Annotated in this window: 14 protein-coding genes; 7 read left to right on the top strand and 7 right to left on the bottom strand. The window is 57.7% G+C overall.

The window, feature by feature from the left end:
• Window positions 1-21 precede the first annotated feature (21 nt).
• Window positions 22-1,500, top strand: coding sequence for an inorganic phosphate transporter (locus AC2FI8_RS16905; RefSeq protein ID WP_496780252.1), 1,479 nt, complete (start codon window positions 22-24; stop codon window positions 1,498-1,500).
• An 11-nt stretch (window positions 1,501-1,511) separates the two neighbouring features.
• Here AC2FI8_RS16905 and AC2FI8_RS16910 read toward each other — a convergent pair whose 3' ends face one another.
• The 3 genes from AC2FI8_RS16910 to AC2FI8_RS16920 all read right to left on the bottom strand — a co-directional run bounded on the left by AC2FI8_RS16910 (window position 1,512) and on the right by AC2FI8_RS16920 (window position 4,464).
• Window positions 1,512-2,486 (bottom strand): 2-dehydropantoate 2-reductase, encoded by a 975-nt coding sequence (locus tag AC2FI8_RS16910; protein WP_496780254.1) that lies wholly within the window; start codon window positions 2,484-2,486, stop codon window positions 1,512-1,514.
• Window positions 2,487-2,553: 67 nt separating this feature from the next.
• Entirely contained in the window at window positions 2,554-3,504 is a 951-nt protein-coding gene (locus AC2FI8_RS16915) for a pirin family protein (RefSeq protein ID WP_496780256.1), read from the bottom strand.
• 111 nt (window positions 3,505-3,615) lie between these two features.
• Window positions 3,616-4,464 carry a phytanoyl-CoA dioxygenase family protein gene (locus AC2FI8_RS16920; protein WP_496780258.1) on the bottom strand — a complete coding sequence of 283 codons (849 nt, stop codon included), beginning with the start codon at window positions 4,462-4,464 and terminating at the stop codon, window positions 3,616-3,618.
• Window positions 4,465-4,651: 187 nt separating this feature from the next.
• On the opposite strand from AC2FI8_RS16920, the gene AC2FI8_RS16925 reads away from it, so the two are divergent.
• Both AC2FI8_RS16925 and AC2FI8_RS16930 read left to right on the top strand, forming a co-directional pair.
• Window positions 4,652-5,140 (top strand): twin-arginine translocation pathway signal, encoded by a 489-nt coding sequence (locus AC2FI8_RS16925; RefSeq protein WP_496780260.1) that lies wholly within the window; start codon window positions 4,652-4,654, stop codon window positions 5,138-5,140.
• Between the two features lie 47 nt (window positions 5,141-5,187).
• Window positions 5,188-5,745: a ferric reductase-like transmembrane domain-containing protein gene (locus AC2FI8_RS16930; RefSeq protein WP_496780262.1), complete on the top strand. Its 558-nt coding sequence runs from the start codon at window positions 5,188-5,190 to the stop codon at window positions 5,743-5,745.
• Between the two features lie 32 nt (window positions 5,746-5,777).
• Here the strand turns inward: AC2FI8_RS16930 and AC2FI8_RS16935 are convergent, their stop codons facing one another.
• Genes AC2FI8_RS16935 through AC2FI8_RS16945 form a run of 3 tightly spaced genes read right to left on the bottom strand, consistent with a single transcriptional unit; the run spans window position 5,778 to window position 8,280 of the window.
• The gene (locus AC2FI8_RS16935) at window positions 5,778-6,125 is read right to left on the bottom strand and encodes a 5-carboxymethyl-2-hydroxymuconate Delta-isomerase (RefSeq protein WP_496780264.1); all 348 of its coding nucleotides are present in this window, start codon (window positions 6,123-6,125) and stop codon (window positions 5,778-5,780) included.
• A 12-nt stretch (window positions 6,126-6,137) separates the two neighbouring features.
• A complete protein-coding gene (argF, locus tag AC2FI8_RS16940; RefSeq protein ID WP_058276981.1) occupies window positions 6,138-7,064 on the bottom strand; it encodes an ornithine carbamoyltransferase in 927 nt (308 codons plus the stop codon).
• A gap of 28 nt (window positions 7,065-7,092) precedes the next feature.
• Window positions 7,093-8,280 carry an aspartate aminotransferase family protein gene (locus AC2FI8_RS16945; RefSeq protein WP_496780266.1) on the bottom strand — a complete coding sequence of 396 codons (1,188 nt, stop codon included), beginning with the start codon at window positions 8,278-8,280 and terminating at the stop codon, window positions 7,093-7,095.
• Window positions 8,281-8,572: 292 nt separating this feature from the next.
• Between AC2FI8_RS16945 and AC2FI8_RS16950 the strand changes: the two genes are divergently transcribed.
• Together AC2FI8_RS16950 and AC2FI8_RS16955 are read left to right on the top strand one after the other, a co-directional pair.
• Window positions 8,573-9,457, top strand: a complete 885-nt coding sequence (locus tag AC2FI8_RS16950; protein WP_496768198.1) for a DMT family transporter — start codon at window positions 8,573-8,575, stop codon at window positions 9,455-9,457.
• A 112-nt stretch (window positions 9,458-9,569) separates the two neighbouring features.
• The gene (locus AC2FI8_RS16955; RefSeq protein WP_496780268.1) at window positions 9,570-10,805 is read left to right on the top strand and encodes an MFS transporter; all 1,236 of its coding nucleotides are present in this window, start codon (window positions 9,570-9,572) and stop codon (window positions 10,803-10,805) included.
• Here AC2FI8_RS16955 and AC2FI8_RS16960 read toward each other — a convergent pair.
• Window positions 10,802-11,605, bottom strand: a complete 804-nt coding sequence (locus AC2FI8_RS16960) for an ABC transporter permease (protein ID WP_496780270.1) — start codon at window positions 11,603-11,605, stop codon at window positions 10,802-10,804. The genes AC2FI8_RS16955 and AC2FI8_RS16960 overlap by 4 nt on opposite strands.
• A gap of 126 nt (window positions 11,606-11,731) precedes the next feature.
• Between AC2FI8_RS16960 and AC2FI8_RS16965 the strand changes: the two genes are divergently transcribed.
• Window positions 11,732-12,307 (top strand): GcrA family cell cycle regulator, encoded by a 576-nt coding sequence (locus AC2FI8_RS16965; protein ID WP_496780329.1) that lies wholly within the window; start codon window positions 11,732-11,734, stop codon window positions 12,305-12,307.
• A gap of 308 nt (window positions 12,308-12,615) precedes the next feature.
• Entirely contained in the window at window positions 12,616-13,176 is a 561-nt protein-coding gene (locus AC2FI8_RS16970; RefSeq protein ID WP_496780271.1) for a hypothetical protein, read from the top strand.

The following is a 13,176-nucleotide window of genomic DNA, read 5'->3' on the forward strand; positions in this document are numbered from 1 at the left end:
CGTATCACCCACAGAAAACCGATGTCGAACACGAACGAAAAAAACCGCTGGCAGGCTCTGGACAGCGATCTGCACCGAATTTCGCGCCTTGAGCATGCAAACGTGCACGTGGCACGACCGCTTCTTGCACCAGGTATAGCGCTGGCATTCATTGTCATGGCGGGGCTTATCGCGGCAATTCTGTTCGGTCGGGCCGATGGCGGGCTGATCGTCATCGCGGCCGCCGGTTTTGGGGCCTATATGGCAATCAACATCGGTGCCAACGACGTTGCGAACAACATGGGCCCTGCGGTTGGCGCGAACGCACTGACCATGGGCGGGGCAATCGCCATCGCGGCCGTCGCGGAAAGCGCGGGGGCTCTGCTGGCGGGCGGCGACGTCGTCTCGACCATCTCCAAGGGCATTATCGACCCAGCTTCGGTCCAGAACAGTAATGTCTTTATCTGGGCAATGATGGCGGCGCTGATCTCATCAGCGCTGTGGGTCAATCTGGCCACATGGGTCGGTGCGCCTGTTTCCACCACACACTCGGTCGTGGGCGGTGTGATGGGCGCTGGCATTGCTGCAGCAGGTCTCAGCGCGGTTAGCTGGGGCACAATGAGTGCGATTGCTGCCAGCTGGGTGATATCTCCGGTTCTGGGCGGCGCGGTTGCTGCCGGGTTTCTGGCGCTGATCAAGGCCAAAATTCAATATCAAGACGACAAGATCGCCGCGGCCCGCCGCTGGGTACCCATTCTTGTGGCCGTGATGGCCGGTGCATTTGCCACCTATCTGTCGGTGAAAGGCTTGAAGCGGATCGTGAAAATCGATCTGGAAATTGCGCTTTTGATTGGTCTGACATCAGGCTTTCTTGCCTGGGCCGTGACTGTGCCTTGGGTGCGACGCAAATCCGAAGGACTTGAGAACCGAACCAAATCGCTGAAAACACTTTTTGGATTGCCTCTGGTGATCTCGGCCGGGTTCCTGAGCTTCGCCCATGGCGCCAATGACGTTGCCAATGCAGTTGGCCCACTGGCGGCAATCGTGCATGCCGCCGAGTTCGGTGATTTCGCCTCAAGAGTCACGATCCCGACATGGGTGATGGTGATCGGAGCCTTTGGCATTTCGTTTGGCCTGTTCCTGTTTGGCCCCAAACTGATCCGGATGGTGGGCAGCCAGATCACTAAGCTAAATCCGATGCGCGCATTCTCCGTCGCCTTGTCGGCAGCCATCACGGTGATTGTCGCAAGTTGGCTTGGGCTACCGGTCAGTTCGACCCACATTGCAGTCGGCGCAGTGTTCGGCGTTGGGTTTTACCGGGAATGGAATCAGGATCGCCGGCGCAAGAAAAGCAATGATCGCCGTCCGCCCGAGCAGCGCATTGCTCGCGAAGAGCAGCGGCGGCGCAAACTGGTTCGGCGGTCGCATTTCATGACCATTGTGGCCGCATGGGTAATCACGGTCCCGGCGGCGGCGACAATGTCGGCGGTGATCTTCTGGATCCTGACTGCGTTCACCTGAACGCGGTCGGATCACTGGATAATCTGATCGGGTGACAAGCTCTCGTCCAGCTTCTGTTCAATCAATTCCTGAACCCTTGCGCAGATCGGCGTACGCCGCCCATGTTGCGCACCCAGTCGGACAATCTCGCCTTGCAGGCTGCCGATTTCCGTAACGCGCCCCGCCATGAGATCATAGGCCATCGACGTTCGCGCGCTGGGGTCGATGGTCAGCATCCGCGCGGCGATCCGGGAAAACAATGGCGTTCGAAGACGTAGGATATGTGGTGTAACCCAAGCTGGCAACGGGGTCGTCGACGTGACAGGATGACCAGCGGCCTTTAGCACGCCCAAAGCCTCGGACATCTGATCGGCCATCAAACATCGCCATTTGCGGTCCAGCAGTTGATCCTTCAATGTCAGCCCCGACAACGCATTCAGCGCATTGTTCAGATTGATGACCAGCTTGCCCCATTGCACGGCTTCGATCTCGTCACTTTCGATCACTGGCAGATTGGTTGAACTGAGTGCCTGCCCCAAGTCACCCGGGCCGGATTGGATCACGATTTCGCCGGACGTCGCGCGGTGGAAAGTAGCAGGTTCGGGCGGCACAACATTGAAGGGCACCATTCCTGCGCGAACATCATGATCCGGCAATACTGCCTGCAGAACGCGGGCGTTTTCCATTCCGTTCTGCCACGACAGAACCGGCGCAGACGTTGGCGCGAATTGCGCAATCTGACCTGCCATACCCGCCGTGGCCGCCGTTTTGACAGTAACGATCACCAACTCAGCATCTATCAGGCAATCAGGGTTTTCCGACGTCGTTAGATTTTCGGCCGCCACATAAAGATGCAGGCCGGAAAAATCGGTAACGGTCAGGCCATTCTCGCGGATCGGGTTCAGAATGCGAGGACGGCCCAACAGGGTTACCGAGTGTCCGGCATCAGTCAGGAAAGCCCCGCAATAGCATCCAATGCTGCCGGCACCTGCGATAACGATCTTCATTGCGCCCCTCCCATTGAGACGAGGATTGCCGGTATCGCGGGTTCGGACAAGGCCCCCTGACGCTTGGTCAACGCGCCCGTCTTGGCTTAGTGCGCTCCAAGTCTTCTGAGATCGGAATAAACTCCTGATCGTCGCCGGGCGGTAGATGGAAGGCACCATTGGCCCAATCGGCGGCTTTCCATTCGCGCGTCGCGTTTTCAATCTTTTCCCTCGACGACGACACGAAGTTCCACCAAATGTACCGTTCTTCGTTAAACGTCGCACCGCCCAACAACATCAATCGCGCGCCAAGTGGACCGGCCTTAACCGACAGGTGGTCGCCCGGGCGGAACACCATCATGCGACCTTCCTCGAACATGTCACCAGCAATCTCGACCGAACCCTGAGTGACGTAGACGCCACGATCTTCATGATCGTCGGGCAGTGGAAAGGCGGCGCCGGGTTCAAGCTGCACGTCCAGATAGAAGGTATCCGACAGCATCGTCACCGGGCTGGTTTCGCCATATGCCGAACCAAGGATCAACCGGGCACTGACACCGTTGTCTTGGATATGCGGTAATGCGCCCTGTTTGTGGTGTTCGAAATCGGGAGGCATATCTTCATGCGCCTCGGGCAGCGCGATCCAGGTCTGGATGCCAAACAGGCTGTGCCGCTTGCCGCGCGTTTCTTCGCTGGTGCGTTCCGAATGGGTCACGCCGCGCCCAGCCACCATCCAATTGACCTCACCGGGATAGATCATCTGATGGGTGCCCAAACTGTCGCGATGTTCGAACTCACCCTGATACAGATAGGTCACCGTACCCAAGCCAATATGAGGGTGCGGCCGCACGTCGATGCCACCATCTGTGATGAACTCGGCGGGTCCCATCTGATCGAAAAAGATGAACGGGCCGACCAGTTGCCGTTTGACCGAAGGCAGCGCACGCCGCACTTCGAACCCGCCCAAATCGCGGGCACGGGGAATAATCAGCGTTTCCAGAGGCGAATCCTCAGGGTGTTGGGTGGGGTTCCAACTCATGACTGCTCTCCTGTGATCGGTCCGTTCAGTTCACTGATACAGAGTAGGATTGATAAACCAGCCATTCAATTTGCAGGAATGCACAGAACTGGTGCGAGCCCGGTCCTTAATTCAGACAAGACCCAGCCCGCGCGGCCAAAGCTGCGGGAAAAACGCCCCATCAATTCGATCACCTTCGCGATATCCTTCGGCTTCGAACTGCGCCCGTTCATCCTTGGCCCAATCCCCCCGATACCGGATCCTGCCATCCGGAGCGGTCATCCGCAGCGTAAACCTGCGTACCGTTTCCGTTGGGATGACTGATGACAGCCCACCGTGCAAGGTGCGCATGTCGAAGAAGATGCAGTCGCCCAGATTCATATCCCATTGCAAAAGATCGAATGCACCCGGATCGGCATTGACGTCAGGCGGCGGGTGATAGGTCAACCCTGCAACCTCGGTGGGTTCGTAGCTGGGATGCCCGTCGGCGAACCTGACCCGCATGAACAACTTGTCCCACAGATGCGAGCCTTTGACGAAGGCGATACCGTTTTCTTTGGTAACCGGCTCAAGCGGCAACCACAGGACGCACATCGTTCCTTCAAAGTCGAAATAGGACAGGTCCTGATGAAACGGTGGACGCGAAGTTGATCCAGCCTCACGCAGGAACCAGTTGTCCATGACAAGATTGATCGATGGTGCACCCAGCAACTGTGCGGCAAGCGGAGCACAAGGTGAGTTGTGAACGAATTGCGTGAATTGCGGGATTTTATTCCAAGCCCAGTAGTCCTCGAAATAGGCAGGTGCGCGAGGGTCCTTGGTATGGCGGGTGAAATTATCGGTTGGGCGGGCCAAATCCGCGTCGATGCCGTCTCGCAAAAGTGCCAGCCAATCCTCTGAGAACCTGGAGCGCAGCACAACCGCACCGTCGCGCTTGAACGCCTTGATTTCTTCGTCTGAGACAACGTCTTCGACAATCATAGTGCAGGACTCCCCGAACTGACGGATTTCAGGATGGCACTCGCGCGGGGGCACGGTCAAAGGAATTCACAATTTGTCACCCCCGCCGCGCGACCCCTCGGAAACTGAAACAATCGTGCTATCTTTCCGCTGAAAGGATGCCCGGCATTGTCGAGGCGTGGTGAAACACTTGAAAAGAGAGGTTTGCATGCCTGGTCTTACGTTCTCTCGTCGTTCTTTGGTTTTGGCGTCTGGGGCTGTTCTGGCAACGGGTGCGACAGGTTTTTTGGTGCCGGCGCGCGCAAGTGGCGTGGCCCCCACCGCATCCATGCGCGGAGGGTCCAACAATTACCGTCCCGGCGCGCCCATCGTTGACCGGATTGGCGGCGGCGGGTTCTGGATGACCGGAACAGTGCGACGCGCCGGTGACGGTGCCCCCCTGCCCGGTCAGCGCATCCAGATCTGGGCGCATACGACAGAAGGCCACGAACGCGACCCGCAGAGCCACGGCGCAACTCTGACCGATGCCAATGGTGAGTTCCGACTGGAGATGCCGCAGATCGTACCCGCCTTTGGCCAGCCTCACGGCCATCTGGCCTATGACAGCAGTGAGTTCGAAACGGTTTTCCTGCGCCCAATCATGGGTAGCTCCAAGGACAAAACCTTGGCCGCGCATTTCGTTCTGCAGCCTGCCTAACCACAGTGCGTCGAAGCCTAGTAATCTGGACCTTTGTGATCCTTGCCATGGCCGTACCGATTATCGCGGTCGCAGCCAGCCCTCTGCTGGCATGGCGTGAACCGATCTACATCACGGCCGGATTTGCCGGTGTTATTTCAATGTGTCTGCTGTTGTTGCAGCCGCTACTTGCGGGCCGTTTGTTGCCGGGACTGACCCCGGTTGCCAGCCGCCATTGGCATAGGTGGTGTGGGCTGGCATTAGTTGCAGCCATTCTGATCCATGTCGGTGGTTTGTGGGTCACCAGCCCGCCCGACGTTATTGACGCTCTGTTATTTGTTTCACCGACACCGTTTTCGGCTTGGGGTGTGATTGCGATGTGGGCCGCGTTCGGAGCCGCGTTTCTGGGTCTTTTTCGCAAGCGCCTTGGCTTAAGGTTTCGCGTCTGGAGGTTGGGTCATGCGAGCCTTGCGATTATCACCATTATTGGCAGCGTCGTACATGCCCTGATGATTGAAGGTACCATGGAGGTCATGACCAAGTGGGTATTGTGCAGTCTGGTCGTGTTGGCGAGCGTCGCGACGCTCGCCAAATTGCGGATTTGGGATATCAGGCGACCCACCTGAACAACACAGGATCTATGACAACCGGACACTGGCTATGGCCCGGCCACCCGTTTCGCGTAGGAAGCGCGGTTCATCTGAACGTCTTGCGCTGTGATGCTGCCAACCTCGGGCAAGGCCGCCGACAGAACCTCCAGTATGGCCGCGTTAGGCTCAGAGCGCGTCGCCTCGTCACGACCCTGCATCAGCAGAACCGTGGCGTGGACAAAGCTCTGGGGATCAGTGCCGATACGGTAGTATTCTACCGGAATGGCGCGGACTTTTATCGTTTCAGCGTCGAATTCACGATGTTCAGCCAGCAAGGTAAATAGCTGATCGCAAATTGCCTGAACATCATGGACCTGCTCTATGCCTTTCGAAAACTCCAGTTTGACATGGGGCATGATGGACTCCGTTCAGACGCCCAGACACCAGCGCATCACGGCCTTTTGAGCGTGCAGACGGTTTTCGGCCTCATCGAAGATGACCGAGTTGGGGCCGTCCATCACTTCGGATGTTGCTTCTTCTTCGCGGTGGGCAGGCAGGCAGTGCATGAACAGCGCGTCCGATTTTGCGTGTGACATCAGCTCGGCGTTGACCTGATAGGGGCGCAGCATGTTGTGGCGACGTTCCTTGGCGGACTGGGAATCGTGCATTGAAACCCAGGTATCAGCGACCACCAGATCGGCACCCTCAACCGCTTTATACGGGTCTCGTTCGACCACGATTTTCGAGCCCTTTTGACGGGCAAGCCCCATGAACTCTTCTTCCGGATCAAGCTGGGCCGGGCCGGTAAAAGTGAAATCAAACCCGAACTGACCCGCAGCATGCAGGAACGAGGCGCAAACATTGTTGCCGTCGCCGGTCCAGACTACTTTTTTGCCCGCTATCGGGCCGCGGTGTTCCTCAAACGTCAGCACATCCGCCATGATCTGGCAGGGATGGGTGCGGTCAGTCAGGCCGTTAATGACCGGCACGTCCGAATATTCCGACATCTCGGTCAGAATGGTCTCATCGAAGGTCCGGATCATGATCATATCGACATAGCGCGACAGAACGCGGGCGGTGTCGGCGATGGTTTCGCCGTGGCCCAGTTGCATGTCTTTGCCCGACAGCACCATGGTCTGCCCGCCCATCTGGCGAACACCCACGTCAAAGGACACGCGCGTTCTGGTGGATGGTTTTTCGAAGATCAGCGCGACCATGCGGTCTTTCAGAGGCTGTTCGTCATCAAGTGCTGCCTTTGGGCGGCCCAGGCGCGCCTGTTTCATAGCGCCCGCCTGATCAATCATGGTCCGCAGATCGCCCGCGTCGGTTTTATGGATATCGAGAAAATGGTTCATTTCTGTTCACTTTTCATTCGGGTGTGTCTTAGGCCGAGGCCATTGACTCTTCAACCTGCGCAGCGGCTTTGTCGAGGCGGATCACGGCCTGGGCGATGTCATCCTCGGTCAATGTCAGCGGCGGAAGCAGGCGGATCACGTTATCGGCGGCGGGGACGGTAATGACCTCATTGTCATAGCCGGCGTTGACCATGTCGATATTGGGCGCTTTGCACTTCAGGCCCAGCATCAGTCCTGTTCCGCGCACTTCTTCGAAGACCTCCGGGTGCTCGGCGATTAGTCCTTCGAGCTTCTGGCGCAGCATGCCGGCCTTACGGTTGACGCCATCCAGGAATGCAGGCGTTGCCACCTGATCAATGACAGCGCAGCCCACGGCACAGCCCAGCGGGTTGCCGCCATAGGTAGAGCCATGCGTGCCTGCTGTCATGCCACTGGCAGCGTCTTCCGTGGCCAGAACAGCACCCAGAGGGAAGCCGCCGCCGATGCCTTTGGCGACCATCATGATGTCCGGGGTAATTCCAGCCCATTCATGGGCAAACAGCTTGCCGGTACGACCTACGCCACATTGCACCTCATCGAGGATCAAAAGCAGGCCGTTGTCATCGCAAATCTGGCGCAGGGCCTTGAGTTCGGCGTCTGGAACCGGACGGATGCCGCCCTCGCCCTGCACGGGTTCGATCATGATCGCGGCGGTTTCATCGGTGATCGCATTAGTGACGCCATCGAGGTCGCCAAACGTGACATGAACAAAGCCCGGCAGCAGTGGACCGAAGCCCTTGGTCATCTTCTCAGACCCGGCAGCGGCAATACCAGCCGACGACCGGCCGTGGAACGAGCCATCAAAGGTGATGATCTCGACCCGTTCAGGCTGATCCTTGTCATAGAAGTACTTACGGGCCATTTTCACGGCCAGTTCGCAAGACTCAGTGCCCGAGTTTGTGAAGAACACGGTATCGGCAAAGGTGTGCTCGACCAGTTTGTCGGCCAGCGCCTGCTGCTGCGGGATGTGGTAGAGGTTTGAAACATGCCACAGCGCGTGCGCCTGTTCGGTCAGGGCATTGACCAGTGCGGGGTGGGCATGGCCCAGCGCATTCACCGCGATCCCCGCGCCCAGGTCCAGAAAACGTCGGCCATCCGCCTCGGTCAGCCAGGCGCCTTCACCCTTCACGAAAGTCAGGGGCGCGCGGTTATAGGTCGGCAGAACGGACGGGATCATGGGATCATCCTTTTCAGGTAGTTTGAGCCTTGTGAGTGATACACTCGGCCTGTGTTCGTCAACTGATTTGGTGGAAATTGCGCCGATTTGAACAGCGCAAATAGATCAAAGAGGCCGGTTACGCGGCGAAGCGTCGGCGTCGGAGTCGCAGGATATGTGCGTTTTTGATCATGAAAAGCCGTATAGCTGTGCGACCGTCCCCTGAAAACCCTGAAATTGACAACCAGTGAAAATACTTGGCGCGACGCATTTGCCGCTTGCCATTTGACATGCGCTGACGCACCGCTGACATATGTTTGTCGCCAAAGCCCACAATCCGCCTCTTGCGGCCGTGCTGATCACCGCCGCCAGTGCGTTGCTGGCCGGGACCACCCTGCTGGCCAAAGCCTTGGGAACGGACACGTTGGGTCCCGCGCTGCATCCAATGCAGATCAGCCATGGGCGGTTTCTGTTTGCCTTTATCGTGATCGTCACCGCCGTCGGCGTGATGCGGCCGCGCCTGCAGCGTCCGCATTGGGGCCTGCATATTGGGCGTACAAGTTTCGGCTGGGTCGGCATTACGCTGATGTTCGCCTCGGTCGCATTCATCCCGATCGCGGATGCGACGGCGATTTCATTTCTGAACCCGGTCTTTGCAATGGTGTTGGCAATCCCGCTGCTGAAAGAAGGCGTCGGCCCTTGGCGGTGGCTGGCGGCAGCGGTGGCGCTGGCTGGGGCGTTGATACTGTTGCGCCCGACACCCGATAGCTTTCAACCTGCCGCTCTTCTGGCACTGACCGCAGCCGCAGTCATCGGGATGGAGTTGATATTCATTAAGAAACTCTCGGGTCGTGAAATCCCAATCCAGATCCTGCTAATCAACAACGCAATGGGCCTGACGATTGCCTCTGTCGCGGTGAGCTTTGTTTTTCAGATGCCCACCTCAGAACAATGGGCGGCACTGGCGGGTATCGGCGCATTGATGGCCTGCGCGCAGGCGTGTTTTGTGAACGGCATGGCCCGGGCAGATGCCTCATTCGTTGCCCCAATCAGCTATGCGACGCTGATTTTTGCCGCTTTCTACGATTTCGCGATATTCGGCGTGATTCCGGACGGGATCAGTATGATCGGCTCAGCCATAATTCTGACCGGCGGGCTTATTCTTGTCTGGCGAGAAGCGCGGGCGCGGCAGGCCTGAAACTCCAAAAACTTTTCCTGACATGGCCCGGGGGCGACCTGTATGTCGCAAACTCCGAAGAACGAGGATTGATCCGGCGCAACGTGTTCTCAGTTGATTTGAGAGTTTACCCATGCACGAACGCCGTATCCCCGAATGGGTGCGCCATGCCCCAGCACCGTCAGTCCGCGACTTTGGTATCCTTGCCGGGTTCGAGGCGATTGTCCGCGGCATTCTGATATCGGTCTTTCCACTGGCCATGTATCGCGCGCTGGGTGATGCGTCTTCGGTATCGTTCCTGTATTTTCTGGTCGGCGTTATCTCGTTGATTGCGGGGCTGATGGTGCCGTTCCTGATCCGCTTCATACCGCGCAGATGGGCATATACAGTGGGTTGCCTCATGTTCATCGGCAGCGCCCTACTTGCAATTGAGGGCAGCCCCGTGGCGGTGGTTGGCGCCTTGGCCCTGAACACAGTCGCGACAGTTGTAACATTCATTTGTTTCAACGCCTACGTTCTGGATTACATCAGCAAAATCGAGCTGGGCAAATGCGAGACCAGCCGCATGTTCTACAGCGCGCTGGGCTGGGCAGGCGGACCGATGGCCGGCGTCTTACTGCTGGAGGTCTGGGCCCCTGCCCCCTTTGTCATCAGTGCGGTGGCAGGCGCGGTCATGTTGATTCAGTTCTGGCGCATGCGGTTGGGTAATGGAAAGTTGATCACCAAGGCGCGGGGCGCCGCGAAAAACCCGCTGGCTTTTCTGCCGCGCTTCTTTGCGCAACCCCGTCTGGTCGCGGGATATCTTTTTGCCATGATCCGATCCTGCGGCTGGTGGATCTACGTGGTGTACCTACCCATCTTTGCCATTCAAAACGGGCTGGGTGAACAACTGGGCGGTATCCTTCTGTCCACAACCAATGCCATGCTGTTCGCGGCTCCGCTTATTCTGCGCTGGGTGCAGGGGCGTTCGATTCGCACGGCTGTTCGCGTTGGCTTTGCTGCCTGCGGAACCTGCTTTGTCACCGCTGGGGCAATCGCGGGTTGGCCGGTCGCGGCGGTTGCGGCGTTGGTTCTTGGGTCCATCTGGCTTATCGTTCTGGACATTTGCGCCGGTCTGCCTTTCCTCATGGCAGTGAAACCATCCGAACGCACCGAGATGTCAGCGATCTACTCCAGTTACCGCGACGTTTCCGGCATTCTGACACCCGGAGTTGCATCACTGGTCCTTCTGATCTCACCGGTCGCCGGGGTATTCGCAGTCGGAGGCTTGGCCTTGTTCGGGGCCTGGGCCGTGGCCGCAAATCTGCACCCCCGATTGGGAAAGCCCAGAATGACTTTTCAACCCGGTTCACTGGCCGAGACAAGTTAAGCCTTAAGGCGATACCCCGTTCGCAGCATCTGCCAAGTCAGCGCACCGACCAGCAGAGTGGCACCGGTGCATACTGCTATTCCCAACCAAGGTGAGCTGTCGGACACACCGATCATCCCGTACCGCAGGCCGTCAATAAGATAGAAAACCGGATTCACGTGACTTAGGCGGTTCAAAACCGGAGGCAGCGCCTGGACCGAATAAAACGTACCCGACAGGAAAGCCAATGGTGTCACGATGAAGTTCGTGATGGCCGCCATCTGATCAAACTTGTTGGCAAAAATCCCGGCGAACAGTCCCAATGCCCCCATGAAAGCGCCGCCCAGCACTACGAAGATCAGGGCAAACAACAGATTCTGCGGGTAAATTCCCAAAACCAGCGCAAGTGCAACCGCAACCACACATGCGATCAGAACACCACGCGCGACCCCACCTGCCAGATAGCCCAGCAGTATCTCAAGCGGGGACAAAGGTGGCATCAACGTATCGACGATGTTTCCCTGCACTTTGGCGATCACCATCGAGGATGAGGTGTTGGCGAACGCATTCTGGATCACGGTCATCATCATGATGCCCGGCGCCAGAAAGGTCAGGAACGGCACCCCCATCACATCCGGACGCCCCGGACCGATGGCGATATTGAAGATCAGCAGGAACAGCCCAGCCGTCACAAGCGGCGCCAACAGGGTTTGAGTCCAGACCGCTAGAAACCGCAGAGTTTCACGCTGGGCCAACGTGTAAAGCCCCATCCAGTTAACTGTTCCGAAACGCCGTTCGCTCTGATCTGCGGAAATCTGCATCACCTGCCCTCATCCTGATTCGAGAACCGCTTGTAACTCGGCCCGCAGTGATTAAAATAGGGGGCTGAGACGAATTCCCAAGGCGGCCCGAATCCGGGGCCGCTTTCCGCTTTTGAAAGGCAAATGATGTCCTGGACTGACGAGCGCGTAGAACTGCTGAAGAAAATGTGGGGCGAGGGCCAGTCGGCCAGCCAGATCGCCAAAGAACTGGGTGGCGTAACCCGCAACGCGGTGATCGGCAAGGTACACCGTCTGGGTCTGTCAAATCGCGCAACCGGTGCCTCGCCGGCTAAATCCGAACCCAAGGAAAAACCGGCACCCGCGCCCAAGGCCGAGGCCAAGCCGAGGCCCGCGCCCAAGACCGAACCGGCGCGCCCGGCCCCTGCACCGGCCGCCGATGCTAAACCGGCCGTGCCTGCCCGCCGCCAGATCATCCCGGCCGGTCAGCCACTTCCGCCGCAGCCATCGGCCAACGAAATCAGCCCCGAGGCATTGGCCAAGGTCAACGAGGTCGAGAAAAAGGCCAAGAAGCTGACGCTGATGGAACTGACCGAAAAGACCTGCAAATGGCCCGTAGGCGACCCCGCGACCGAGGATTTCTGGTTCTGCGGCCTGCCGGTTGAAGCGGGTAAACCTTATTGCGAAGCGCATGTTGGCGTGGCGTTCCAGCCAATGAGCTCGCGTCGAGATCGTCGGCGGTAGGTGCTTTGTGGTGAACGCAGGTATTTGCGGCGTGGCACTGACAACTTGATTTCTTAACTGACCACCCATCGCAAGGCGCGTGGTCAGTTATTTTTAACCCGAGAGATTCTGCTATTCAACCAAGGTTGAGATACAAGGCCCTATTCTTCGCCTATGCTGTGCTGATCTTTACTGCCTATATGCAGCCGTGAGATCCGCAATTGTTCGAACCAAACACGGACAGAAATTCCCTGCTATTGTTCATTCAAGGCTTGTTTCTGCTCGTTTGGTTCCTCCCCGCCACACCCATATGCATTGGCGGACTTGCCTTGCTGGGACTGTGTCCAATCCCGCGTCCTCTAGCGGTATTTCTGGCGATCTCGTCAGTTGTGATTGGATTGCTGCTGACACTGGCATCCGGTGTGCTCGCCCTATCTTCGGACACTCAGCTATTACATGGGATCAGCTTAACGATCGCAATTGCATCGAGTTTTCTCATTTGGTCGGGTCGTGATGGGAAGCCAAATCCATCATGGATTGCAAAAATCGGGATATCGATCTCGACTCTGATCGCGTTCTGGTCCCTGCTGACGATTCCGATGCTCTTGTTGCAAGCACGGTTGATCGCGGACGGTTCACCCTATTGCATCGCCGAACATTCAGAGAATTCTCCGATAGAAGCCCTGCACGGGCTACGTGGATTCTCATTCTACACAACAAAAACCGGGTACAAATCGACGTCTGAATGGTACTTTCACGGTTTGATGATCGTAGATCATCCCGACGATCAAAGGGTTTACAATTGGTCTCCAAGACATTGGCGTTTCGATCTTGTAGAACGCCCGGATGCACTGATCGAACCGGTCAGAAACGTCTGCGTTCCAAAGTAA

It is taken from the genome of Ruegeria sp. CDSB029, assembly GCF_059611125.1.